25 protein-coding genes and 2 pseudogenes are annotated in these 23,643 nt (G+C 36.8%); 1 reads left to right on the top strand and 26 read right to left on the bottom strand.

The genetic code is table 11. The features are described 5' to 3' along the window. Window positions 1-2: 2 nt before the first annotated feature. The 12 genes from VB711_RS16755 to dndC all read right to left on the bottom strand — a co-directional run bounded on the left by VB711_RS16755 (window position 3) and on the right by dndC (window position 9,720). On the bottom strand, window positions 3-422 hold the full coding sequence (locus VB711_RS16755) for a BlaI/MecI/CopY family transcriptional regulator (RefSeq protein ID WP_323287311.1): 420 nt from the start codon (window positions 420-422) through the stop codon (window positions 3-5). Between the two features lie 144 nt (window positions 423-566). Continuing rightward, window positions 567-1,325 carry a HEAT repeat domain-containing protein gene (locus VB711_RS16750; RefSeq protein ID WP_323287310.1) on the bottom strand — a complete coding sequence of 253 codons (759 nt, stop codon included), beginning with the start codon at window positions 1,323-1,325 and terminating at the stop codon, window positions 567-569. Window positions 1,326-1,421: 96 nt separating this feature from the next. Beyond that, the gene (locus VB711_RS16745) at window positions 1,422-1,832 is read right to left on the bottom strand and encodes a GNAT family N-acetyltransferase (RefSeq protein ID WP_323287309.1); all 411 of its coding nucleotides are present in this window, start codon (window positions 1,830-1,832) and stop codon (window positions 1,422-1,424) included. A 296-nt stretch (window positions 1,833-2,128) separates the two neighbouring features. Further along, window positions 2,129-2,275, bottom strand: a complete 147-nt coding sequence (locus VB711_RS16740) for a hypothetical protein (protein WP_323287308.1) — start codon at window positions 2,273-2,275, stop codon at window positions 2,129-2,131. 116 nt (window positions 2,276-2,391) lie between these two features. Then, window positions 2,392-2,793, bottom strand: coding sequence for an ABC transporter permease (locus VB711_RS16735; RefSeq protein ID WP_323287307.1), 402 nt, complete (start codon window positions 2,791-2,793; stop codon window positions 2,392-2,394). Further along, window positions 2,778-4,067: an AmpG family muropeptide MFS transporter gene (locus VB711_RS16730; protein WP_323287306.1), complete on the bottom strand. Its 1,290-nt coding sequence runs from the start codon at window positions 4,065-4,067 to the stop codon at window positions 2,778-2,780. The genes VB711_RS16735 and VB711_RS16730 overlap by 16 nt, the downstream gene beginning before the upstream one ends. A gap of 74 nt (window positions 4,068-4,141) precedes the next feature. After that, window positions 4,142-4,525, bottom strand: coding sequence for a DNA sulfur modification protein DndE (gene dndE / locus VB711_RS16725; protein WP_323287305.1), 384 nt, complete (start codon window positions 4,523-4,525; stop codon window positions 4,142-4,144). Between the two features lie 42 nt (window positions 4,526-4,567). Next, the gene (locus VB711_RS16720) at window positions 4,568-5,011 is read right to left on the bottom strand and encodes an HNH endonuclease signature motif containing protein (RefSeq protein ID WP_323287304.1); all 444 of its coding nucleotides are present in this window, start codon (window positions 5,009-5,011) and stop codon (window positions 4,568-4,570) included. A 2-nt stretch (window positions 5,012-5,013) separates the two neighbouring features. Continuing rightward, window positions 5,014-5,286 (bottom strand): hypothetical protein, encoded by a 273-nt coding sequence (locus VB711_RS16715; protein WP_323287303.1) that lies wholly within the window; start codon window positions 5,284-5,286, stop codon window positions 5,014-5,016. A gap of 30 nt (window positions 5,287-5,316) precedes the next feature. Then, complete coding sequence (gene dndD / locus VB711_RS16710; protein ID WP_323287302.1) at window positions 5,317-7,305, bottom strand: DNA sulfur modification protein DndD; 1,989 nt, start codon at window positions 7,303-7,305, stop codon at window positions 5,317-5,319. A 252-nt stretch (window positions 7,306-7,557) separates the two neighbouring features. Beyond that, the gene (gene tnpA, locus VB711_RS16705; RefSeq protein WP_323287301.1) at window positions 7,558-7,992 is read right to left on the bottom strand and encodes an IS200/IS605 family transposase; all 435 of its coding nucleotides are present in this window, start codon (window positions 7,990-7,992) and stop codon (window positions 7,558-7,560) included. 111 nt (window positions 7,993-8,103) lie between these two features. Further along, entirely contained in the window at window positions 8,104-9,720 is a 1,617-nt protein-coding gene (gene dndC, locus VB711_RS16700; protein ID WP_323287298.1) for a DNA phosphorothioation system sulfurtransferase DndC, read from the bottom strand. Window positions 9,721-9,900: 180 nt separating this feature from the next. Between dndC and VB711_RS16695 the strand changes: the two genes are divergently transcribed. Continuing rightward, window positions 9,901-11,499 carry a DGQHR domain-containing protein gene (locus tag VB711_RS16695; protein WP_323287296.1) on the top strand — a complete coding sequence of 533 codons (1,599 nt, stop codon included), beginning with the start codon at window positions 9,901-9,903 and terminating at the stop codon, window positions 11,497-11,499. 10 nt (window positions 11,500-11,509) lie between these two features. Here VB711_RS16695 and VB711_RS16690 read toward each other — a convergent pair whose 3' ends face one another. The 14 genes and pseudogenes from VB711_RS16690 to VB711_RS16625 form a co-directional block, all read right to left on the bottom strand. Next, window positions 11,510-12,454 carry an HNH endonuclease gene (locus VB711_RS16690; RefSeq protein WP_323287295.1) on the bottom strand — a complete coding sequence of 315 codons (945 nt, stop codon included), beginning with the start codon at window positions 12,452-12,454 and terminating at the stop codon, window positions 11,510-11,512. 36 nt (window positions 12,455-12,490) lie between these two features. Continuing rightward, window positions 12,491-12,964 (bottom strand): DNA phosphorothioation-associated protein 4, encoded by a 474-nt coding sequence (locus VB711_RS16685; protein ID WP_323287294.1) that lies wholly within the window; start codon window positions 12,962-12,964, stop codon window positions 12,491-12,493. A gap of 104 nt (window positions 12,965-13,068) precedes the next feature. Continuing rightward, entirely contained in the window at window positions 13,069-13,629 is a 561-nt protein-coding gene (locus VB711_RS16680; protein WP_323287293.1) for a Uma2 family endonuclease, read from the bottom strand. Between the two features lie 76 nt (window positions 13,630-13,705). Then, entirely contained in the window at window positions 13,706-15,604 is a 1,899-nt protein-coding gene (locus VB711_RS16675) for a DUF3370 family protein (RefSeq protein WP_323287292.1), read from the bottom strand. 38 nt (window positions 15,605-15,642) lie between these two features. Then, on the bottom strand, window positions 15,643-16,284 hold the full coding sequence (locus VB711_RS16670; protein WP_323287291.1) for a Uma2 family endonuclease: 642 nt from the start codon (window positions 16,282-16,284) through the stop codon (window positions 15,643-15,645). 5 nt (window positions 16,285-16,289) lie between these two features. Then, on the bottom strand, window positions 16,290-18,365 hold the full coding sequence (locus VB711_RS16665) for an AAA family ATPase (RefSeq protein WP_323287290.1): 2,076 nt from the start codon (window positions 18,363-18,365) through the stop codon (window positions 16,290-16,292). After that, window positions 18,362-18,529, bottom strand: a complete 168-nt coding sequence (locus tag VB711_RS16660; protein WP_323287289.1) for a hypothetical protein — start codon at window positions 18,527-18,529, stop codon at window positions 18,362-18,364. Before VB711_RS16660 ends, VB711_RS16665 begins: the two co-directional genes overlap by 4 nt. A gap of 104 nt (window positions 18,530-18,633) precedes the next feature. Next, window positions 18,634-18,897: a hypothetical protein gene (locus tag VB711_RS16655; RefSeq protein ID WP_323287288.1), complete on the bottom strand. Its 264-nt coding sequence runs from the start codon at window positions 18,895-18,897 to the stop codon at window positions 18,634-18,636. 156 nt (window positions 18,898-19,053) lie between these two features. Next, window positions 19,054-19,194, bottom strand: a pseudogene (locus tag VB711_RS16650) (hypothetical protein); the annotation flags it as partial. 173 nt (window positions 19,195-19,367) lie between these two features. Next, window positions 19,368-19,814: pseudogene (locus VB711_RS16645) on the bottom strand (SDR family NAD(P)-dependent oxidoreductase); the annotation flags it as partial. Between the two features lie 372 nt (window positions 19,815-20,186). Next, window positions 20,187-20,309, bottom strand: coding sequence for a hypothetical protein (locus tag VB711_RS16640; RefSeq protein ID WP_323287287.1), 123 nt, complete (start codon window positions 20,307-20,309; stop codon window positions 20,187-20,189). A gap of 413 nt (window positions 20,310-20,722) precedes the next feature. Continuing rightward, complete coding sequence (locus tag VB711_RS16635) at window positions 20,723-20,926, bottom strand: hypothetical protein (RefSeq protein ID WP_323287286.1); 204 nt, start codon at window positions 20,924-20,926, stop codon at window positions 20,723-20,725. Between the two features lies 1 nt (window position 20,927). Then, a complete protein-coding gene (locus VB711_RS16630) occupies window positions 20,928-23,330 on the bottom strand; it encodes an exonuclease domain-containing protein (RefSeq protein WP_323287285.1) in 2,403 nt (800 codons plus the stop codon). 55 nt (window positions 23,331-23,385) lie between these two features. Then, a partial coding sequence (locus tag VB711_RS16625) for a hypothetical protein (protein WP_323287284.1) occupies window positions 23,386-23,643 on the bottom strand: 258 nt, incomplete at its 5' end.

The raw sequence follows: 23,643 nt of genomic DNA, 5'->3' as shown, positions 1-23,643 counted from the left end.
TTCTATTTTCCTTCTCTGGCTTGCCGTGCAGCTTGAATCCGTTGGGCGATCGCTTCTATTTGGTCACTAGCTGCTTGATCTAGACTATCAGCAAAAGCGGCAACTACATCAGGATTCCCCACTGCCAAAAATTGCTGTAATTGTTCATAGGCTTTAATCATTTCTGCTTGTTGCTTGGTTAACAATGGCCGCCAATAAAAGGCTTTCAGATGTTTGTCACAAGCTAACCAACCTTTTTCTGTCAAACGACGTAAAACGGTGGTAACGGAAGTATAAGCTAATTCTCGGTTAGGATCGGCCAGAATGCGATCGTGTACGTCTTTAACTGTCACTGAACCCAGTTCCCAGACGATACTCAGAATTTCTGCTTCTAATGGACCTACAGATAGTTGCTTTGGACGATAATCTGGTAAGGGACTCATGTTGATAATTTTGGCGGTGATGTTCTTTATATTTTTAGATTACAAGTTAAATGTTGCTTTGCTCTCATTAAAATAGGATTTATGTACGAGTTACGGAATAAACGAACCACAGAGGCACAGAGTTCACAGAGAAATGAGGAGTTGTCAAAACCAACCTTCTTGTTCTAAGGTTTCTATTAATTGTAACCCACGGGGATCACCGACTCCCAGAAGTGAGGCTTTGGCATCTTCTCGCACTCCTAAGTCTTGATCTTCGGCAAAGGCTTGAATTAGCGCATCAATGGCTGTGGCATAAACTACGTTGGAGGGGAGTTCACGGCAAAGTTGACCTATAGCCCAAGCGCAGTTACTCCGCACAGCCGCAATGGGGTCTTGAACTAAGGCTTCAATGAGGGATGGTATGGCACCAACAACGGCTTCATATCCCACTTCTGCCATCTGTGCTAGGGCGCTGGCTGCCCAGAGACGCACGGCGGGGATATCTGTTCTTAAAGCGTCTGCTAGGGGGGCTAAGGAACGGCGATCGCGACAGTTACCTAAAGCCCAAACTACTCCTTTTCTTACATAACCGTTCCAATCACGGTTGAGTTGAGTAATTAATGGTTCTACGGCATTTTCGGCAGGGTTTCGACCGATGGCGTAGGCTGCACTGACTCGCACTAGGGGACAGTTATCGGTTAACAGGTGAATTAGATGGGGTGTTGCTCGTTCATCTTGAAGATCACAGAAGGCACGCGCTGCCAGCATCCGTTGTTGGGGTTGGGAATTTTCTAGGAGTTCCAACATTAATTCTGGATCAGGTTTTGCCACTTCTGATTCATCAGCAAGCGGTTCTATGTGGTCTAGGGGGCTTTCTAGCTCCACCACGGCATCAAGTAGGCTTAAATCGTCTTCGTCGTACATAATTATTCTGGTTTAATCGCCGCGCCCTATACCAACAAGCAAAACCTTGAAAGTATTTCAACAATTCTACAGGATTTGAGTTTTAGTTCATTATAATTATTTTTCTTTCTGGAGCGATTTTACCATCCAGTGGGATTGGGTTTGATAACCGAGTTGATGATAAAGATTTATGGCGGGGGTGTTGGAGTCAAAAACTTGTAATCCGATTTGCCGATCGCCCCTTTGTTTTGCCCAATTTTCTACGTGGTTCATCAAGGCTGTACCAATCCCCTGTCTTCGATATTCTGGCACAACGTAAAGCAGAAAAATATGAGCATGGCGATCGCCCGTTACTTGATCTATGGCGTTACCTATCCACAAGCAAGCTACGGGAGAAGGTGACAATTTTGTTTCTTGCTGTTGGTACACCCACCATGAAGGGGTATCAGTGCAGTAATATCGCTCAACTGTCTGGGCTAGGTGCGAAAAATCTTGATTGGGGAATAATTCTTGGTAAGTCTGCTGCATAAACTTTACCAATAACGCCCTATCTAGAGTTGAGCCTCGACGAATGTGATAGCCCTGTAAGAAGTTCAAAGTTAATGATTAGTAATTGATAATAAGTTATGGCCATTGGTATCAAGTTAAGCCCTGGCGACTGGAAGTCGCGGCTACACAAACAAAGTCCGCCTCCGCGGACTCAGAAAACATTGAGGATTTGAAACCCACGGAGGTGGCCTTCCCTACGGGAAGCCGCTACGCGCCATGCCTGTGTAGATGCGGTTTCTAACCGCCGATTTAATCTTAAATTTGATACGTATGGGTTATAGCCAATTAATAATTAACATACCGATTGGGGCTGGTGCTGCCATGTCGGAGGGTAAAAAGATGCGAGCGCTGACTGCTGCTAAGGCCAACAGAAATATCAGGATGGCGATTAAGGGGGCAATGTATTGACGGATAATGGACATAAATGAGTTTAAAGGGTGAGAATTTCCAGCTTTAAAAAATTGAAGCAGGGGTAAAGCGAAATGCTAAACCCGTACTTTTGTTACATGATAATTTTTTAGGTGTTTTGACTACGATCTTAACGCTGATCGCGATCTAAGTCATCAAGCACTCTTTCACAATACCAATTTTCTGGCATCCCCGGATAATTCTGTTTAGCTTGCTCAATTAATCTTTCCGCAGCAGCTACATCACCAGATAATCGGGCTATCAATCGGTTTTTTAAATAATTACCGGTGATATCTTCGTCTATTTGGCTGGGTATGTCGCTATTGAAGGATTCTAATGGTTCTTGGCGTAGTTGCCAAAACAGAACGTAATAAAGGGTGCCAAATATTACTATTAAGCTGATTGTTCCCAGGAGGGTGAGGAGGTTAAACCCCAGAAATCCCAGAACTAATTGTGAAAGAACGTAGCCGAGTAATAAGCCTGTAACTATGAGGACAAACGTACCGACAATAATAACTACTTGGTTCCCCATAAATCCTCTTCTTCCTCAAGTCCTGGTCTGGTAACTGCCACTGGTTTGGGATTCCAAGGGGCAAAGAATGGTAATAGAAGTAACCCCGGTATGGCAGCGAGGATACTGATAATGAAAAATAAAGGCCAACCTGTGCTTTTGGCTAAAGAACCTGCCGGCGCAACTAGGATATCACGACTGACGGCCATGAAACTAGAAAGTAAGGCATACTGAGTGGCTGAAAATCGCTGGTTACACATATTCATTAAGAAGGCGACGAAAGCGGCTGTTCCTAATCCGGCACAGAAGTTTTCGATGTTTATTGTCAGTAGTAGAACCTGATAATTTTTACCAACTTGGGCAAGTAATAAGTAGGATAAATTACTCACTGCTTGCAAACCGCCGAATATCCAAAGTGAGCGATTCAGACCAATTTTACTCAAAAATGCCCCACCTGCAAGAGTACCAATAATAGTGGCAATTAATCCCATGCCGCCTTGAATTGCACCAATGTCGGTTTGAGTGAATCCGGTTTGTAGCAAAAAAGGCGTGGACATATTGTTAACAAAGGCATCACCAAGTTTATAAAGGATGATGAATAACAGAATTAGTAAGCCTTGGACTACGCCTTTACGTTGGAAAAATTCACCGAAGGGTAAGATGACGGCGGCGGTTAGGGAGTCTGGGGGACGGACTTGTTTGGGTTCTGGTGCGAATAAGGTGGCAATAATGCCTATTCCCATGCCCAAGGACAATAATAGATATACTGATGACCAGGGTAGTTGATCGGCGAGGATGAGGGCTAAGGAGCCTGTGAGTAGGAGGGCGACGCGATAACCTAAGACGAAGACTGCTGCACCTGCGCCCATTTCTAATGGTTCGAGTACGTCTGTGCGGTAAGCATCGGCGGCGATGTCTTGGGTGGCACTTAAAAAGGCGATCGCTATGGCGTTGATGGCTAATAGTTGTAGGGATTGTTTGGGTTGTTGTAAGCCCATGAGAGCGATCGCTATCAGTAACCCAATTTGCAGGGTGATGATCCAACCCCGTCGTCGTCCTAGAAAAGGCAATGTAAACCAGTCTAGCAGAGGCGACCACAGAAATTTTAAGGAGTAGGGTAATCCCACTAGGCTAAATAAGCCAATGGCGGTTAAATCGACGTTTTCGACGGTCATCCAAGCTTGTAAGGTCTTGCTGGTCAAAAATAGGGGCAAACCGGATGAAAAACCTAGTATTAGTAATGCTGCCATTTTCCGGCTACCGAAAACTTGCAATAGCGATCGCACTGGATTCATTTTATTCAGAGTTCCTTCTGGCTGATCATTGACTTGCAGTTATAGCAGTTTTTTGTTATCTGTTTTGGTATGACCTAATTTGTAGCGATCGCAATTAAGTCTTCAATTTTCTTAATATTTTGATCCCCTGCTAGATAACCAATGCCGCGATGTAAGTGGAGACGGAATTGTATGACTAGGGTTTCTTTATCTGTACCTAATCCATCGTTGTAGCAACGTTGTTTGAGGGCGAGGAGGAGTATATCAGCAATTTCACCACCAAAGACGCGCCAGGTCATTTCGACGTTACTATCTTGGGGTATGGGTACGGGGGATGGTGCGGCAGATTCAGCGAGGGAACGACAAAACGCCCACCGACATAATATGTTCCATTGTTCGATTTTGGTGCTGCGTTTGAGTTTGAGTAGTTGTTCTTTGGCTGTTTGGGAAAGTTTGATACGTTCTATTGGTGATTCCATTTTAGGGGGTCAATTATTTGTGATGATAATGAGAAATTTTATTTATTTTTCAATTGGATCTCCTGGAGGTGGATGACGATTAATAGCTTTATCAGCAGCACGAATGTTGATAATTCTTTCTCTATTTAAATTTAATGTTGATATCGTTGCCTTTCCTGTAGGTGTCAAACCAATAATTATCAATCCATTTATTGACCAGATAAAATGTTTGTTCCAAAAGCTTTTTCTAGGGTTGAATAATGCAACTTCATTACCAGAATCAGGATCTATCCCTGTTATTTTATTTGATTTTTGACGGTTACAATGAAAACAGGCTAGTGCTAAATTATCTATAGTATTTTCGCCATTTTTACTTAAAGGAATCACATGATCTACTGTAAATAATACATATTGCCATTTTTCTGATGCGTGACAATATTCGCATAGTTCTAATGCGCGTTGACGTACTTCCTGCTGAATTGAATCGGTTATTTTTCGATTTGACACTTTTATTGATAAGTTTGATTTTGGACTAGATTACGAACTACGCGATTTAGAAAACTGAGATAATCATCTATTTCTTCATAACTATCTAATTCTTGTTCTTCTTCTGGTGTTAGTTGGGCATCTTGTTGTTGTGAAAGCAATGTTTGAATGCGATTTTGTACATTACTAGAAGCGCGAAAGATCGGTGTTCCTTCTTGTAACTCGATTCTGATCGCACCTTCTAAGGGTAAGGTAGCAGGTAGATGATGTAAGGTTGGGAGTAAAGGAGTTGTCATATTAAACTCTATGAAATGCTAGATCATATTTTACCAAAAATAACCAGGTTTTATTGTGGTTTCTCTTTTGCTGGAGTTATAATGAAGGAGATATTCGCGGGCGATCGCTTCGTTTTCTCTCAGTGTTTGGACTTCTTTTTCACCTATTTCTGTGTCAGTGGAGAGGAGTATAACTTGATGGCTGGCGGCTGGAAAGTAACGTTCGACTAGGTTGTGGCGGTGGGAGGAATCGAGTCTACCTAGAGGCGTGTCGATGGCTACTGGTAAGCGTCGCCCGGAGACTTTGGCTAATCCCCAGAGGAGTGCGATCGCTAATAGTTGTTTTTCACCAGCAGAAAGTCGATGTTTGGGTACTGGTTTACCGTTTAAATCATATAAAGATAATTTGAATGTATTACTATCAATAGCGATGCGATGCACTAAATCTGATTTATGTAATAAATACAGAAAACAGTTTTTTACTTCTTCTTCTAATTTATTCAATTTTCTCAGAGTTAATCTTTCTCGAAACACCTTTAACGTTGCTTGTACTTTTGCAGCCGAATCAATAATATGTTCACTATTTTGATATTTGAGATTTTCTACAGTATATTCATTTAATTCTTGCTTTAATTTTTTAATTTCCGTCTCTAATTCTATCAATTGCTGCTTCATCATCTCAGACTGAGATTGAATTTTATTAAATTCAGTTTGTGCCTGTTTTACTGCATTTTGCAACTTTGTATATTCTTCCGGTGCAGCCGCAGTTTGTACTTGTCTTTCTAAAGTTAGTATTTCTTCCTCATAACTATTTAATTCATCTAATTGCTTTTGGGCTGTATTTTGGGCAACTTGCAAACGATAAGTTATATTGTCAAGCAAACTTAAACTTTCTTCATCACCATTTAACCAAGTATTTTCTGTAGATAAATTATTGGTATATAGATTATTGATATCTTCAGCTAAAAAAGATTGAATATTAGTAACCTTATTAGATTCCAGATTTAATTGTTGCAACCAGTTTAGTAATCTTTCATCTCTAGCAATTAATACATCTTTCGCTAATTGAATTTGTTGATTTTTAAGTTCCTTTTCTCCTTGTCGTTGCACTTGAGATAATAAAGGACTAATTAACGCCAAAGGTAAAACATCAGAGGCTAATTCACACAAAGATTCACGGACATTATTACCAGATTTGATTTTATCTTCCTTTTCTCGTTCTAATTGACTACGTTCAGCAGCAATTTTACCACCTTCATTCACAAATTTAGCTAAAGCCTCTTCATGAATTTTTCCAAATTCTGTAACTTTAATATTGAGAACTTCTAGTTTTTTCTCATTATTTTCGTATTCTTCCTGTTTTTCATTTAGCCGAGTTTCAATTGCTTCTAATTTAGCCAAATCCTTATTATCTGCAAACTCTCGTTTTTTGCGATTTACTAAAACCTCTAAATCAACTGCTAATTTATCAGCTAACTCTAAACCCAAAAGTCCGTTAATAGCATCAACAACCATTGGTGGTGGTATTTCCTGTTCTGCAAGTTCCTTAACTTGTTCACCGTCAAACAGAAATAAATTAGAAATACCTAAAGGTAAAATATTTTCTATATATTCATCCCAGATATTCACCAGTGAATCAATCGGCCAGGTTTCATCATCACCTAAAATTCCTAAATGGTCTTTACCATCTTTAGGATTTTTTTCCCAAGTCCGCACAACACGATATTTTATTGGTCTATCTTCTTCAATATGTTCAAAAACTAATTCAATTCTAGTTTTTTCAATAGGGTCAGCTTTACTATTAACACATTGGGTTAAAAAATCAGGATAACTTAGATTTCCGCGAGTTGAACATTGGGCGCGTTGTCCATATAAAGCCAGGCGAATAGCATCCATAAGAGTAGTTTTTCCACCGCCATTCATTCCCCCTAACAGGATAATTGGATTTGAATTATCCTCATCAATTTTTGGGTTGAGATTGATAACTTGTTTCCCAGAGTATGGACCGAAGTTTTGTAAAACTAATTCGAGGAAGATCATGGTTTTTGAATGGTTATTTAACAATAGGGGGCGGTTAGAAACCGCGTCTACACAGGCGAAACCCACCTGCGTGGGTTCAATCTATTTGTTTTTTATTGAGATATGGGGCGGTTAGAAACCGCATCTACACAGGCGAAACCCACCTTCGTGGGTTCAATTTATTTATTTTTTATTAGTCCACGAAGGTGGACTTTGTTTGTGTAGGCGCGATTTCCAATCGCCGGGTCTTTATTGTTTATCTCATCGCGATTTCTAATCACCGGGGCTTTTTTTCATTTCCGGGTTCAGTTCCCATGTAGGAATAAGTGATTTTTGTTGATGGTGTGTTTGTTGGTTTCTGATGTAATTAGCCACATTATCTATAGCATCATAACTGACTGTAAATGCACCATAACTTCCTTGCCATTTAAAAAATTCTTTGGGTTTAATTTCGTGATTAATAAAATGAGAAGAACTACCTTTTGCTTGTTTGATAACTTCCGCTACGCTGACCGTTGGGGGAAATCCTATCAATAGATGAACATGATCCTCAATTCCACCAATGGCAATTACTGTACATTTTAATTCCTCACACTCCTTAATAATTGCTGTATAAACTAATTGCTGTATTTCTGTCGTAATTAACGGCAATCTATCCCATGTTGCCCAAACATAATGTAAATATAATTGCGTAAAATTTGCCCTCATATATTTTCTAATCCGTAAAACTTGATATTTGATTAACCCGTAATTAACCCACGAAGGTGGGTTTCGCTTGTGTAGACGCGGTTTCCAACCGCCCCCTATTCTAACCACTCATTATTCCCGATCATTATTCTTTTTTGCATATTTAAAATTAGCCCAAGTTTGTGGTTTACTCTCTTCTTTTTCCGGGGTATCTCCTAAACTTAATTGCTTGAATTTTTCCCGAATTGTGGCGACATCACCATCTAAAGCTGCTTGTCGTAAATCACGCTTTAAATGGGCATTTTCAATGGCTTTTTCTGGAGAACGGGAACTTGTATCAAAACATTTTTCTAGGCTTTCGTAGATACCCACACGGCGAGTTTTTTTCTTGAATTGTCGTTCTGTATCTAATAGTCTGGCCATTAATTCTAAGTGCATTCCGTCACTATCACAGATTTCTTCTAACACCTCCCATTCATCACTACCTAATACGCTATGGTCAGCACCAGGACGGGGATCTTTAAATACTTCTCCTGTAACTTCTTCGTATATACGGGGTACACTATCATCAAATTCGTGTTTCTCTTCTAACCATATTCGACGGATTTCACTCAATTCTGCTTGGGAAATAAGGGTAATATCGCGCATATTTTCAGGCGCATTTTGACGCATTTCTTTTTGCGCTGTCAATAATTTTCTTAACCAATATTCACGCCAATATTTTGTATATGGACCGGGTATGGGTTCAATAGAAGTTTCACCATGTAAATTACGCTCAAATAATTGAACTTCTCCTCGTAGCCGACGAAAATCTCTTTTTTCTCGGTCACGTTCAACATCTAGCTCCCGACGAAAATCAACTAATGGCTGTAACCATTCTTTTTCTTCATCATTTTGAATCATTGCTTGCATAGATTTATCAGTATTAACCAATGTACAAACCCAGCAACCAAATCGAGAACTACCACAGCTAGGAGTAGAAGTATCAACAACTAGAGGACATTCATTATCTGCTGTTGCACCTCGATACATAGAAAATAAGTCTTTATTGCTATATTCCCAAGGGTTTGAAAATTGCATTAAATATATCCAAACTTCATCAGTTCGCCAATCTTCAATAGGCGTATAAAGTAGGGAATTTATTAAATTAGGATGAGGACAAAGGCGCTCTCTTACTCTATCTACCTCACGTTTTGCCATAATTAAACCGCGAGTTATGCTTTCAGTTTTGCGAGTTCCTAAAATAACAATTGTTTCACCATTGGCTCTCACAACATCACGGATAAAAAGATTAGAAGGCTCAATTTTTAACCTTCCGGTACACCAACGGAATTTATTGCGCGGTGCTGGATAGCCTTTACCAATTAAACCTGCCCAGTATGTTTGTTTAGTTTCTGGTTGCAGCAAATGAGGTTGTATTGGCATTTTTTGCTCTTGAGCAGCTATTTCCATTTGTTTTAATGAGTTTTTTACCCAAGCTGAAACATAGGGATTTTCTACTCCTGTATCTGTCGTAATTACATGAATTGGTTTAGTTCTTTTTTCCGGCGGAAGTCCAGAAATTGCATTCCAAATAAGCTGTAAAGTAGCAGTGCTGTCTTTTCCACCCGAATAGCCTACAACCCAAGGTATCTGGTCTAAACAATACAATTCTTGAATTTCTGTAGAGAGAACTTGGATATACTCCACTAACTCTGCTACAGTACGATTCTGCTGATTTTTATTTTCTGGTTGTTGTGTTGTAGTCATTTTTCCTTGCCTCTGGATATATGGGGATAGTCTCAATACTTACATTCGAGAGAATGGAATTATTTAGTATAAAAATAAACATTAACTAAGAGTGCAAGATATTTTTAAAAATTGCATCCCTAGTATCCATTTTTTTGGACAATAAAGCAAGAGTCAGTTACTAAGTTTTTAAAAATTAACATGAAAGATAGTACAAATACACTAAATGATCAACTCGCTAACGAGTATCTAGAACGGGAAAATAAGGATAAACAGGTATTAGCTTTACTGCTAGAGAAGTTTTTAGAAAAGAAAGACCAAATTCTTGTCCAAAAGACCGAAATGGGTGGTACTGAGGCTTATGTAGGTTCTGTAACATTGGAATGGTTCGCGGGACGGGTACATTTTGCGTCTGGTTTACCCCTCCTGCAAAAAAAGTACAACCCAGAGACAGAGAATATTGAAATTGACGCTGATAGTATAGATGAAATTCAGCAGCGTCCTATCGACTGGTCGCGTCAAGCACCGTTAGTACAGTATTTAGCAGCTAGGAAAAACCATAAATTTCCTGCTGTCTTGGTGGTGATTAATCAACCTTGGGTAGATAACCCCAAAGCAGCAGAGTGGGATAGTCAAGGACGGGCTAAAAAAGCAACTACTGATTTTATACCTTTAGATAAAGATGGTAAAGTCGGTTTACTCAATATTTCTGAAGAAAACGTGACAATTTATGCTTTAGATGGTCAGCATAGATTAATGGGTGTACAAGGTTTAATGGAGTTAATTAAATCTGGTAAACTCCAACGTTATAAAAAGGATAAAACTGCTGACGAAAGTTTTATTACTTTGTCTGATTTGGTTGATAAATATCAAGTAGAACCAGCATATTTACAAAGTTTATCTAAAGAAAAAATTGGTATTGAGTTCATTTGTGCGGTGAATACTGGGGAAACTCATACAGAAGCAAAACGACGGGTAAGATCAATTTTTGTTCATGTAAATTTAATGGCTGCACCTTTAACTAAAGGTCAGTTAGCACAACTAAATGAAGATGATGGTTTTGCTATTGTAGCGCGAAAAATTGCGGTTACACATCCACTTTTAGAACAAAAACCAAATCGAAATCCCCGTGTTAATTGGAATAGTGCCACAGTAGCAGCTAATTCTACAGTCTTAACGACGCTGCAAGCTTTACAAGATATGGCTGAAAGGTATTTGGGGCAAAAATTCCCCCATTGGAAGCCTTTAGAAAAAGGGTTAATTCCCATGCGTCCAGAAAATGAAGAAATTCAGGAAGGAATTGCGGATTTTAGACTGCTTTTTGATAATTTAGCTAATCTTCCTAGTTATAAAATATTGGAACACGAAGATACAACTGTTTTGCGTCGTTTCCATTTTGAAAAAGATGGAGGTGAGGGAAATATGTTATTTCGTCCAGTTTTTCAAGTTGCTTTAGCGCAAGCTTTGGGAACTTTGGTATTTAAAAAAGATTTTGCTTTGACGGATATTTTTAAGAAGTTAGAGAAATTTGACCGTCAAGGGGGTTTTAGTGGTATGGAATATCCTCAATCTTTATGGTATGGAGTTCTCTATGATCCAAATAAAAAGCGGGTACAGGTAGCAGGAAAAGATTTAGCAGTAAAGTTATTAATTTATATGTTGGGGGGAATTACTGAAAAAATGGAAGTTACTGCTTTACGTAAAGCTTTAGCTAATGCTAGGACTATAGAGGAACAAACTATAGGTTTTGATGGGAAGTTTGTTAAACCGCAGGATGTAGGACTTCCAGTTATTTTATAATAATAGCTAATTATGGCTGAAATATATTGTCACGATGCCATTGTAAAGCTTCAATATCTGGAAAATATTTTTCTACTTTAGGTAATATGAGTATTTCTCCATGAAATTCTGTTATTGTTTTAGCATGGGGAGATACTTCTTCTAATTCTTTACTAACGATAATTTTGTATTTATCATCAACAGCAAACCAACCTCTATCAAAAGCCCAATGATGATTTTTACAAAGTGCTATTCCGTTATGTATTCTACTGTCATAAAATGCAGAAAATGGCTTTATATGTGCGCCGTCAACAATATTTTGATTACCCATTCCCATTTTAGTAACTTTCAGTCCACAAAAAGCGCATTGACAATCATATACAGAAATAACAGCTTTTCTAAAGAAAGCATTTCTAATTAGGGTTTTTTTTAAACTCCATTTAGGGTTATTGGGTAAATTTTCAGTATCATCTAGTTTTTCTACTTCTGGATAATCTTGAAAAGTCTGGTTAATTTGTAAAAATTCTTCAATTTCATCTTCATTATCAGAGAAAAAAGCAGCTACAAGTGCATCAATTAGTTCTTTTCGAGAATATTCATCTTGTAAATAATTAAATAATTCACTGTCTAAATATGCGTATTCAACAGCTAACTTTAATTTGTTAGTTGTTTTTGGTTGTAAATTATTAAAACCTGCTTTTATTTGTACGTGCCAAAATCCTTCATTTTGCAAATGAAAAAATGGATAGTGTAACCCCCCTTGATAAGATTGTGAGCCAATTACATTCCAATATTTATTAAAAGTTTGAATTAATTCATCTGAAACAAAAATTTGATTATTGGTAATAACTCCTCTCATAATCAAATCAATTACAGTTAAAAGTAATATTGGTTTATATTGAGCATTACCACGTTTTCGGCTATTACTGACTTTCAACCTAGAGAACTTTTCACAATAAAAACGAAGATTATTCATATCTAACCACCTTATAATAAAGATCAAGAAAATTAATCATTTTTTAAATGTACTTAAATAAATTTCTTCTTCTATATTTTTCTCTTGATAATCTTTTGCGGTAATTAGAATTACTAAAATCTGTGCTGCGTAATCAACAACTCCACGCAATTCATTTTGTAATATTTCGAGTCCACCATTAGCATACTCTTCAAATATTTGAGTCCGTTTATCCTCATATTCATCTTCCCTAGACGCAAGTATTTGGATATCACTTGTCTCAACAATTCCCAATAACTTTATAATTTTGTCATACCCAAGTGAAGCAAAATTGTCTTGTGGAATTGGAGAAGGATCTCTTTTTGTGGTATCTCCTAGAGGAACACTTTTTTTATACTTTACTCCTAATGCTGCTGCAAATATCATCACCTCCACATAAGTCTGGAAAGGTCCCGGTGTTTCTTTAGAAGCTAGTAACGATTTCACCAACTCAGCCTTATCTTGAGCAATTTTGATTCTATTTGCAGCCATAACTATACAATATACACCCTAAATATATTAAACCAAACCTAACTTATTAATACCATACACTTGCTTTCCTCTCCGCGCCTCTGCGCCTCTGCGTGAGAAAAAAATCAAAAAACATCCTCATAAACCAGAGAAAGAGGAAACTTAAAATCAACACTTATTAAATCTACCTCATCACCCTCAACAAAAGGATGTAACTCCCATAAACCCCTATCATTTAACCGAAAACAATCCAAACCGATTTTATCAGCACTAATTAAAACATATTCTTGCAAAGAGTCAATCCGTCTATATAGCTGAAACTTACCTCCCCTATCATAAGCTTCCGTACTCGGAGAAAGCACCTCAACAATTAAACAAGGAAATTGAATAAACTTAATAGCTTGTTTATCCCGTTCATCACAACTTACCATGACATCTGGATAAGTAAACGGACCATTTTCCGATATACCTACTTTAGCATCTGCCATAAAAGGACGATAATTACCACCCCGCAAATGATTTTTTAACCCAGAAGCCAAATTTAAAGCAATAGTAGTATGAGGAATAGTTCCCCCAGTCATAGCAAAAACTTCACCATTGATATATTCATGTTTAATATCTTGCTGTTCCTCCCACTCCAAATACTCCAGAGGACTCATATAACTTCTATCAAAATTAGCAACCATAACTTTTTAACTCCTGATTTTGCGTTAAAAAAATTAATAATATTGGGTTTCCTTGCGTCAACCCAACGTACTGAAATTAACTCTCAGTTCTTACCGTCAAAACCTGCGGAGGAGTAGAATCAGGAGGATACAAAAAATCAACCTGAACTCGTCTTTTTTCACCCCCCGCTAACCGCAATCTTACCAAAGCTTCCCCTGGTTGTCCTCGTCTCTGTACTAAATGTACATAGCGCGTTTTTTCTCCACCATTATCATCTGTATAACGCACCCGCACTGTACCTCGGAAAAATATTTGTTCTACTGGTGGCTTTAAAAACAACAATCTATTAGTACCACCTTCATCTTTAATAGGTGTTTGGATTGATACAGCCACAGTTCTAGCTTGACTGCTAGAATTATATAAAGGTAAGGCTAAATTATATTCTACACCGTAGTTACTATGAGCAAAATACGCCGTATCAGAATAGCGTTTGACCATTGATGCACTCTGTATTTGCCCTGTGCTAAGGGTAATTAAATGCACCGTTCCCAAAGGATAAGAAATAGCCTTTCCTGGCTGAGGTAAAGTTAAATTAACTACATTCGGATTATCTGTAATATTTGCTTCCCATTTTGTCCCCTGAGAAACACCAGCAACGCGACTAAATACCGTTGGTTCTCTGGGAGGGTCTAAAGGTGTGGGAATAGGGTCACGCTTTCCGGCTAAACTGCCTGTATCTAATAGCTGTAACCATTCTACAATAGTTGGGGGGCTTTGACTGCTCTTTGCTAAGTTTGCCATAAATATCGGTTTATCGCTACTCAACCGCATCATCACCGTGCGACCATTAGAAGAGGGTGCTTGGGCAGAAATTGGTAAATTAGCTAATATTTGACTTTCTCCCGGTTTTATCACCAATTTTTCAGGAAATATCTCTTGTTTAACCCCCCGCAGTACATCACTCATAGTCCGACTACCAGGGCCAGCATAAACCGTACCCTGTGCATTATCCACTACGTCGGGCAAATTAATAAAAGGTGCTTCCTTTGAAAGGTAACTAACAGCTTGTAAAACTTGTAATGTTACCGCTTCCTTTCCTGGATTATGAACGATAATACCCTGATAAACAGTCCGGTTTTGAGATGTATTTTCTGCTCTGATAATGTGATGAGAAAACACATCAAATCTACCTTGAAAGGGATAATTTAAATGTGTTTCTTTGATTTTCTTCCCTTCTGGTGAAAAAGTTGAAAGTAAAATCCCATCAGTATCTACAAGTTCAGGACTATTACTATTAAAAGTAGGAATTGAATCAAGTTTTCCTGGTAAAGCTCGTACCTCTTGCGGTTGTACTTCGACACCAGCAATATATTGAGGGGGTACAGCGTAAATATTTAACGCTCGACACATTAACGCAGCGACTTCACCCCTCGTAGCTATTTCTTGAGGTTTTAACTTTTTAACATCAGGATAATTAACAACTATACTATTAATAGTTCCCGCAGCTATAGAGTTTTGAGCATAATTAGGAATTAATTTAGCATCTTCAAAATACTGTTGTAATATCTGTGCTGGATTAGAGACAGAATTATAATTTTTCCCCCCAGCGACCACACCTATAATTTGCGCTCTAGGAATTGCTTGATTAGGTTGAAAAATATTTCCTGGATAACCAGAGAAAAAGCCTTTCTGATAAGCTGTATTAATTGCTTTATATCCCCAATAATTGCTAGATACATCTTTAAATATGACAGAAGCGCGTTTTATTGGTGCATTAGGAAAAGCATTTAACATTAAAACTGCTGCTTCTGCACGGGTGACAGTTGCATTAGGACGAAAACTACCATCAGGATAACCAGTAAGTAGTTTCTTTTCTCCTAATTGTTGAATACAATCTTTACCCCAATAGGTTTGGGTATCAGAAAAAGCCAAAGCATGAGATGGTAAAAAACATAAACCTAATGCAGCTACCAATGAAGCATTTTTAAATAACATTCTTCCTTTGCGTCCTTTGCGTCTTTGCGCGAAATAAATTAACTAAAAATTCCTAACAACCAACGATTAACTTCACCATCATCTTGAGTAAGACTACGTTGAATAGCTTCTTTAACAGTAGCGATATTTAAACCTGGCAAAACCTTTGATTCCCCAATTGTTCTACTTCCACCATCAGATATTTCAAAAGCAATAATATCATTATTCTTAGCATCCATTATCCAATACTCTTTTACACCTAACCATTCATAGAGTAACCGCTTAAAACCCAAATCATCATTAATAGAAGAAGCAGCAATTTCTACAACTAAAGTCGGTGCTGCTAACCCATTAATATCGACAGGTGAATTATTTAAAGGTGGAAATGTTACCTTATCACCAATATAAAAAGCCAAATCAGGTTGACATTCCCCTTCACTTGTTTTGCGAAAACTGGTATTTACCCATCCTTTAATTTTAATATTTTTTAATGTCGCATAAAGATTAACAACATTTGCAACAACATTATTAGTGTTTCCATGAACTGAACCAACTGGTGACATTTCAATCCTCATGTAATTTTGATAGTAATAAAATCTTCCTTGCTGATAATCAGGATGATCTACAAGTTCCATAAATTCATCCCAAGTTACGTTTACCCAGGTATCTGTGACGATGTTTGATAAATTAGCAACAACCATTAAACTTACCTCTCTCTTTCGACTTCAAGAATTTCAGTATATTCAAAACCATTTGAACTCTGTCTTACTAAAGGATATCTTTCTCTACCTAATTCTATAAAATCTTGTTCGCAATTAGGTTTAGAAGAATAGTAAACTAATACATATTCTTTACCAATTTTATCAGCAATTTCTTCTTCAACTTCCACCCTCCACTGAGTTTTAGTCACCAACACAATTAACTGATTTGCTAATTTAGGAATAGTGCGAGCAATGTGACGACGGGAATTAGCATCTAAACTCCCGAAAGGGGAATCCATGACAATGGGAAAAGTGCTACTATCGGGAACCATCATCATTTTACGCTTCTCACTCCAGTCTCGCACCTTATCTATAATACTAGCGATAAAAGATAAACTGAGAATTTGATTTTCCCCGGTTGAAGCTGCTACTGGTGCTTCTATTCCTGTGGTATTTTCAACTAAACTCAATTCATATTTTTCGCTAATTTTGGGAACGTAGGGAGTAAAAGATATATCTGAGAAAATTTCCTGTACTCTCTGTTCTAATTGCAGACGAAACTGGTTTTCTTGACGGGTTTTAACTTCAGATAAACGTTCAATTGCATCTTGAGTAGCATTAATGCGACGTTGTGCTAAAGATTGCTTTTCTTCATTTTGTTTTTGTTTAGATATTTGTTTTACAAAAGCATCAATATCTATTTTCAGGTGCGAAATTTCCTGTTGATTTGCACCCTGTTCTCGATTTAATTCATCAATTTTGGCTTCAATTCCATCTAAACGTTTTTGTAAACTACTAATTTCTTCGTTCGGATCTTTTCGCAGTTGTTCTTGAATTGTATCTAATTCCAGTTCAACTTGATTTAAATTTTCCCTTAACTGTTTAAGTCGCGCTTGTTCTCTATCCGCTTCTTCCCAAAATGCAAGTGCTTGTTTATCAATTTCATCAACTTGCGCACTCATTCTAATTGCTGTTTCTTCCACTGTTGAAGAACCTGCTTTTTTCATTAAGTTCTTGACATGAAAATGAGTATGAGTTCCTTCTTTTAAATCTGCACCACAAATACATCGTCCAGTATTGAGTAAATCATTAACAAATTCCCGCGAAATTCCCGCAGTTAATTCTCCTCGTTGTTTTAAATCTGTGAATATTTCCCTAAATTTAGCTGTTGTTTCTGATAATAAAACTGTATACCCCCTAGCAGAGATAACTTTTTTCAAATTTTCCCGTGTTTTCTTCAATTCTTCACGTAAGCTATTTGTTTGAGATTCTAAATTTTGTTTTCTTTCCTGCAATTCCTTAACAGCACTCAATTCTCGTAATTTATTACTAACTTCTTTTTTGAATGTCTGTTGATATTCTAACTCTTGATTTATTTCTACTTGACGTTTATTGATGGTTTCAATTTCTAGTTCTAGCTTCTCTTTTTGAGTTAATAACTGTTTTGTTTCTGCATCACCAATATTTTTTAACTCAGTTTCTAAATATTTTTTAGCATCTTTTAAGTGTTTAATAGAAAGTTCAATTACTTCCACACCTAAAAACGTTCTAATTGCTTCTGCAATTTCTGCTTTGTTATCAGAACGCACTATTTCTTCAATGCGTTCACCGTCAAAGAAAAAATATTGATGTAAACTTGCTGGTAAAATTTGGGTAATGATTTCCTCCGCTTGCTGAAGGGGAAAATACCATTTTCCGTCATCTCCAGCTACTTGAATTTTTAACTGGGTTTTACCTGCTTCAATAAAATCACTTTCATTTTTATAAACCCGACAACCACGAGTAGCACGGTAACGGTTACTTTCATGTTCCCAACCAACTTCTACCCAACATTCTACTGGTTGACTAGGTTGAGATTCTGCGATCGCTCTTTTATTTACTAACTGTTCTGTTGACGCAAATGCTGCACTAAATCTTTCATATAATACCCAGGTAAAGGCATTTAAAATACTTGTTTTACCTGCTCCATTACTACCATGGATTATCGTAGTGTTGCGAATGTCTCCACCAGCTAAATTTATCTCTGGAGTTTTACCATAAAAGGAACGAAAATTACATAATTTAATTGAAGTTAGCTTCATTGCACTGCTTCTTTTACTATTGTGAGAATATCATCATTAATATGACCTTTGCTTTTTCTATCTAATCTACTTTTTTCCAGCTTCCACACCTTCTCAATAATTTGCTGTACTTCTGGTGGTGCGCTGCTAATTGGTTCTTGGACATCGTTTTGAGATTCTGGCATTTTTTTAGTTGTTTTGAAAAGTGAAGTAGGGAGCATTCCAGTTTGGAACTAAGCAGAAATACTCAAGCAAGATGAATGACTAATTTGGGTTTTACTTCTGAGTCCTAGCTTTTTTGTCTCTGGCTGATTTTCACCAATCCCAGGCAGGTCTTCACACTTCTTTGCTTCCTGAATATTTTTTCTCCCCCTTCTGAAAAAAATTCTCCTATTTGGGGTGTGACTTTTTTCAATATCTGCTCTCTTACTTCCCACTCTCTACCCTCAAAGGTTTTAAGTTTCTCTGCCTCTGTTTGTTCGTATAAGATCCAGGATACAGCCAGGATATGCTCATCTAATTCTTGTTGTTTTTCTGGTGATAGTTCTATCATGGTTATTCCCTCGGTCAGTTTTTCATCTATCTTTCCCTTTTTCTATCTACAACATTTCATAAGTATTTATACTCATTTTAATCTGGGATGCTCCCGTGAAGTGAGAGATTCGCAAAAGCTCACATTCCTGTTGAATAGACCTCTTGAAAAAATATTTTATGCTATAATGGTCAATTGAGCTTTGAAAACTAAATCTGAGGAAAACATTAACAATGCTGCGTTATGTTGAGTGCAAGCAGTAGCTAATATCCCTGCACCTTCAGTGTTAATTTTTAGGCAAATATGGGGTTCTCGCTCTGCATCGTCTACTCCTTATTTTCTAAATGCTCATCCAAAAAGCGATCGCTCGTCAGATAATGATTAATGCTACCAAAAATTCTTTTTCAATATTCACCCTTTTTTGTTTAAGGTTTGTACTGCTAACAAGGCTAAAACACCCGTTGCGGCGATGCCTACGACGAGCGAAGCTATCGCCTACCTTCCATTGAAGAAATATGAATTAGCGCCCCCCTTCCTTCCCGCTTCAAATGGGGTAAAGCAGCCATGGCACCATAGGCTTGTCCAACCAAATCAACATCAATAACGTGCTTAAATTCTTCCGATGTTGTATTGTCGAAAGTGGCAAAAAGTCCAACAGCCGGAGTATGCACCCAAGTATCAAGTCGTCCAAATGTTTCTACAGTTTTATCAGCGATCGCATTCACCTGATCAAATTCCTGCACGTCAGCGACTATATAAGTTGCTTCACCGCCAAAACTGCGAATCTCCTCCACCACAGACTTTAAACCTGATTCACTACGGGCAGAAACTACAACTTTTGCACCACGCCTAGCAAATTGTAAAGCTGTTTCTCGGCCAATACCGCTAGAAGCACCAACGACAGAAACAACTTGTTGATTGATTGGTTTTAATTGCATAGATGCTACTCCTTTAACTCTACAATAGAATCAAGAAACTTGGCGTTACCATTTCTCCGACTCTTACTCCCTGCGCCTCTGCGCCTCTGCGTGAGACAAATTCATATTTTCATTCACCAACACCAGAAACTTGTTTAACTCAGTAGTGAATAATTCAGGACGCTTTGCTTCCTAACTCTAAAAGCAAGTTGACGATCGCATTTCCTATGCCCCGATTACCACCTGTGACTAAAATTATTTGATCTTCTAATCCTAATGTCATATTTTTATCTCACGCAAAGGCGCAAAGGAAGAAAGAAAGAAGGAGTCTCTACCTGAGTCTTTCTAGTGCGATCGCTCCCCCAAAAACGTTTAATTTTTCTTGGGGAACTCCTAATCAGCTTCACCGGAACGAATAGCGATCGCACCCAGGTCTACGGGTGACAAATTTGCTAAAACACCTCCAAATTTACCAAATGGTGTACGAACTGCTGAGACAATATAAGCTTCTTGCATACTGCTCCATCAAACTAATACAAATCCCGATAAATCTGGCCATTGCTTCGAGTTAGATCCCCGACTTTTTAAAGAAGTTGAGGATCTGGGTAGATATTTTCAACTCAAAATTCCACTATTTTCAACTTTAGAATATAAGAAAATATTTCTTCACAAATCACTCTTGAGTAATAAATACAATCTTACACATTTAATACCTTAAAAATAGAGATTGAATAAAAGAACATCAGCTAACAGGAGTAATCACATTCGTGCTACGCATCTCAAAAAAAGGATGTTTTTTGACTGAGCTTTAAACTCAGAACTAAAGTTTCTTATTTGTTCCCTTCCTTGTAAATATTTCATATTTATAGCGTTAAGGCACTGAATATTAGAGTTAATAACCGAAAAATCGGCATATAGTGGATAAAAAGTTAGATGTTTTTTAAAGTCCCGTAGGCATATTTATAGATAGGTATGTCAATTAAACATATTTTCTTAATTTTGGTAATTTCTACATTATCTAATGGCTGGATAACTACCAATACTTCTACAGATTTATCTTTAAAATCTGTATGAGTTTGGATTTGTAATATACCATCTGTCCCGATATGTGCCAGCAATTTCATCGTTTCCATATTACAATTTGGGTGGAGTAAAACCAAACTTTGTAAAAATCCAGTGATACCATTCTTGATGATTGGTGATGAAAGTTAACGCTGATTCCAAGTCTATATCTAAATCTTTATTATGAATACTGATAATTAGATCATAAATCAAATCGAAAAGAATTCTATCTTTTTTATTGAATAGAACAAAATTTCCATTAGCACTATTTTCTAGTTGTTGTATTCTTTCTTTACCCACTTTACCAGTAATATCTGGTTGACGTTCATCTCTAATTAAATAAAATTTACTTTGAGGATTGTTAATAACTAATTCATTAAAATTATTCATCCGAGTCGTAAATGGAGTACCACTAATTTCTAGAAAAGCAATTACATGATATTGATTGTTTTTTTCTATAACAATATGTTCTGGTAATACCCTTTTACCTAAACGATACTGTGTTAATTTAAATGAATGGATATGAGTTAAGGCTTCAGCAATATTTTTCAATTTACCAATATCATCACCATCACTAATAATAGATGGATTATGATATTTTTGTTCCAATTCAATTCTATGTTCATTGAGATATTCAATTACAGGATTTACGGGAATTGCAGTTTCACCAGATAAATAAGTTGCTAATTTCTCCTGTAAATTGCTTAAATCAACAGAATTAGGTGATTGTATAGCTTGAATTAGTTGACTTGAAACTTCTAATAATGTTTGTTGTTGTTGCTGTAATAATTTTAATTGCTGTTCTATTTTTTCATTAGTATCTAATTCACGAATTGGTTTTCTTTCATCTGGTAAAGGGATACCATTAACTCTATAATCATAGTATTTAGCAGCACGATTTAAAGCAGCACGAATAGGTTTTTTTCCTAGAATATCATCTAAATCTTCAGGTGAAAATAGCTGTTCCAAGGTAATATCCACAGATTGCATCTTAATCTTGAGAATAGATTTAATTTCTTGTTCTGTAGGTTGACGTAAAGAAATTTGATATTGAGATACTCGTCCAATAATGGAGTGATCAAATATGGCTTGAAATTTTTCCCATCTGTCAGGAAATAAATTCAAGATAATTAAACTATTTGGAACATGAGTAAAAATTTCTTTAATAGCTTCCCCAAAATTTAACAGAATCTCTTGATTATGAGAAAGTCCTAAACCTTCTAATTGATCAAAAATAATAATTAAAGGTTCATCAAGACTAGATAATTTACCCAAAACTGAAATAGCTTCTAGTGAAAAAGCTTCTTTACTAACTTCCTCACCCCAATTTGGTAAACCAATTGTTTCTGCTTCTTCATCAGTTAAAACATTTCCTGCTAACCAGCGAGTGGTAATATTTCTATATTTATAATCTGTATAACTACAATATTTAACCATTCCTTTAATGATAGATAAAGCAAAACTTCCCGCAGAATAATTACTCATCCACCATTCGTTAATGGTCTTTTCTATATATTGCCAATATTCCCGTTTTCGTTGTGTATTTTCCTTGCCTAGTGCGTTAATGCTATTATCTTCTAAATCATATAAAGCTTTTAAAATTTCTATATCTTTTTGTTTAACGTCTCTATCATTAAGACTAACTATTTTTCTGAAGGTGTTAATAATTAAAGCGTCTAATTGAGGTAAATTACCTGCTTTTTCAACTAGAGATTCTAAAATTCTGCTATAGATATGATAAAGTACAGATTGAGGATCATTCGGTTGACGAATAAAAAGTAATCTATTACTTGATAATCTCTCATTAGCAAGTCGCATCATTAAATGAGTTTTACCACTACCCGGTTCTCCAATGACGACTACACCTTTACTTTGATGATTTATATCTAACTTAATGTTATTTAAAGCGGTTTTTAAAATCTGAAATTCTCGATGATAGGTATCAACATAATCTGGGTGATGTTGAAAAGGAGTATCAACTCGGCTGCTACTAAATGGATTAGGTTGTTTTTTGAGATTTTCTAACATGATTTTTCTATAAAGCTGATATGTAAATGTGGCATCATAACTAGCAGTATGTGCCATATTAGGGAGAAAATATTGATTATTAGCTCGAAGATTCAAATATTTACTTAAATATTCCAAAGAATAACTTTCTAAATTTGGAAAACAGTTTTTAGCTAAAATCCAAGTACAATCAAATTCTAAATTTTGCCAAGGTAAACCAACTTGTTGAAAACTACGTTTGAGAATATCAATATCATGTTCTGCATAGTGACATATAATTTTTTTACCTTGAACGATAGTCAGAAACTCTGTTAATAAATTTTTGAGACTTTTGATATTTAAAACATTTTGAAAGCCGTGAGAGTTCCCATCACAAAAGCCCTCATAAATTACCACACCTTGACTATTAACAATAGCTAATTCAGTTAAATTTGGATTGCCTTCAGTATCTAAAATAACAAAATCCATATTGGTTTATTTATAAGTATATTATCTCGTAACACTTATCGCAATTATATCATAATCAGGACTTACGCACGGGATACCAAACATCAGGGTTTGAGATTGCTAGGTCAGTCTCGCAATGACGAAAATACGTTAATCTTGCGTAAGTCCTATCTATATTACTACTTAAATTAAAACTGCAACTTCCTGGGCGATACTTGTAGGTTGAGGAATTGGTAAACCTGACTCTATTTAAACCTTCTATATGAAATTCTATGGCTTCAATAATCATTTGTTGTGTCAAAATCATTAAGCTATAAGGATAATATAAAGATAA

The sequence above is a fragment of the Cronbergia sp. UHCC 0137 genome, assembly GCF_034932285.1.
GTDB lineage: Bacteria > Cyanobacteriota > Cyanobacteriia > Cyanobacteriales > Nostocaceae > Cronbergia.
Note: the sequence above shows the minus strand (reverse complement) of the source record. Positions and strands in the feature narration are given on the sequence as shown.

What these genes read in the sequence shown, in the direction of transcription:
- VB711_RS16755 (WP_323287311.1), bottom strand. Translation starts at nt 422, where the DNA reads ATGAGTCCCTTACCAGATTATCGTCCAAAGCAACTATCTGTAGGTCCA.
- VB711_RS16750 (WP_323287310.1), bottom strand. Translation starts at nt 1,325, where the DNA reads ATGTACGACGAAGACGATTTAAGCCTACTTGATGCCGTGGTGGAGCTA.
- VB711_RS16745 (WP_323287309.1), bottom strand. Translation starts at nt 1,832, where the DNA reads ATGCAGCAGACTTACCAAGAATTATTCCCCAATCAAGATTTTTCGCAC.
- VB711_RS16740 (WP_323287308.1), bottom strand. Translation starts at nt 2,275, where the DNA reads ATGTCCATTATCCGTCAATACATTGCCCCCTTAATCGCCATCCTGATA.
- VB711_RS16735 (WP_323287307.1), bottom strand. Translation starts at nt 2,793, where the DNA reads ATGGGGAACCAAGTAGTTATTATTGTCGGTACGTTTGTCCTCATAGTT.
- VB711_RS16730 (WP_323287306.1), bottom strand. Translation starts at nt 4,067, where the DNA reads ATGAATCCAGTGCGATCGCTATTGCAAGTTTTCGGTAGCCGGAAAATG.
- dndE (WP_323287305.1), bottom strand. Translation starts at nt 4,525, where the DNA reads ATGGAATCACCAATAGAACGTATCAAACTTTCCCAAACAGCCAAAGAA.
- VB711_RS16715 (WP_323287303.1), bottom strand. Translation starts at nt 5,286, where the DNA reads ATGACAACTCCTTTACTCCCAACCTTACATCATCTACCTGCTACCTTA.
- dndD (WP_323287302.1), bottom strand. Translation starts at nt 7,305, where the DNA reads ATGATCTTCCTCGAATTAGTTTTACAAAACTTCGGTCCATACTCTGGG.
- tnpA (WP_323287301.1), bottom strand. Translation starts at nt 7,992, where the DNA reads ATGAGGGCAAATTTTACGCAATTATATTTACATTATGTTTGGGCAACA.
- dndC (WP_323287298.1), bottom strand. Translation starts at nt 9,720, where the DNA reads ATGACTACAACACAACAACCAGAAAATAAAAATCAGCAGAATCGTACT.
- VB711_RS16695 (WP_323287296.1), top strand. Translation starts at nt 9,901, where the DNA reads ATGAAAGATAGTACAAATACACTAAATGATCAACTCGCTAACGAGTAT.
- VB711_RS16690 (WP_323287295.1), bottom strand. Translation starts at nt 12,454, where the DNA reads ATGAATAATCTTCGTTTTTATTGTGAAAAGTTCTCTAGGTTGAAAGTC.
- VB711_RS16685 (WP_323287294.1), bottom strand. Translation starts at nt 12,964, where the DNA reads ATGGCTGCAAATAGAATCAAAATTGCTCAAGATAAGGCTGAGTTGGTG.
- VB711_RS16680 (WP_323287293.1), bottom strand. Translation starts at nt 13,629, where the DNA reads ATGGTTGCTAATTTTGATAGAAGTTATATGAGTCCTCTGGAGTATTTG.
- VB711_RS16675 (WP_323287292.1), bottom strand. Translation starts at nt 15,604, where the DNA reads ATGTTATTTAAAAATGCTTCATTGGTAGCTGCATTAGGTTTATGTTTT.
- VB711_RS16670 (WP_323287291.1), bottom strand. Translation starts at nt 16,284, where the DNA reads ATGGTTGTTGCTAATTTATCAAACATCGTCACAGATACCTGGGTAAAC.
- VB711_RS16665 (WP_323287290.1), bottom strand. Translation starts at nt 18,365, where the DNA reads ATGAAGCTAACTTCAATTAAATTATGTAATTTTCGTTCCTTTTATGGT.
- VB711_RS16660 (WP_323287289.1), bottom strand. Translation starts at nt 18,529, where the DNA reads ATGCCAGAATCTCAAAACGATGTCCAAGAACCAATTAGCAGCGCACCA.
- VB711_RS16655 (WP_323287288.1), bottom strand. Translation starts at nt 18,897, where the DNA reads ATGATAGAACTATCACCAGAAAAACAACAAGAATTAGATGAGCATATC.
- VB711_RS16640 (WP_323287287.1), bottom strand. Translation starts at nt 20,309, where the DNA reads ATGCAAGAAGCTTATATTGTCTCAGCAGTTCGTACACCATTTGGTAAA.
- VB711_RS16635 (WP_323287286.1), bottom strand. Translation starts at nt 20,926, where the DNA reads ATGGAAACGATGAAATTGCTGGCACATATCGGGACAGATGGTATATTA.
- VB711_RS16630 (WP_323287285.1), bottom strand. Translation starts at nt 23,330, where the DNA reads ATGGATTTTGTTATTTTAGATACTGAAGGCAATCCAAATTTAACTGAA.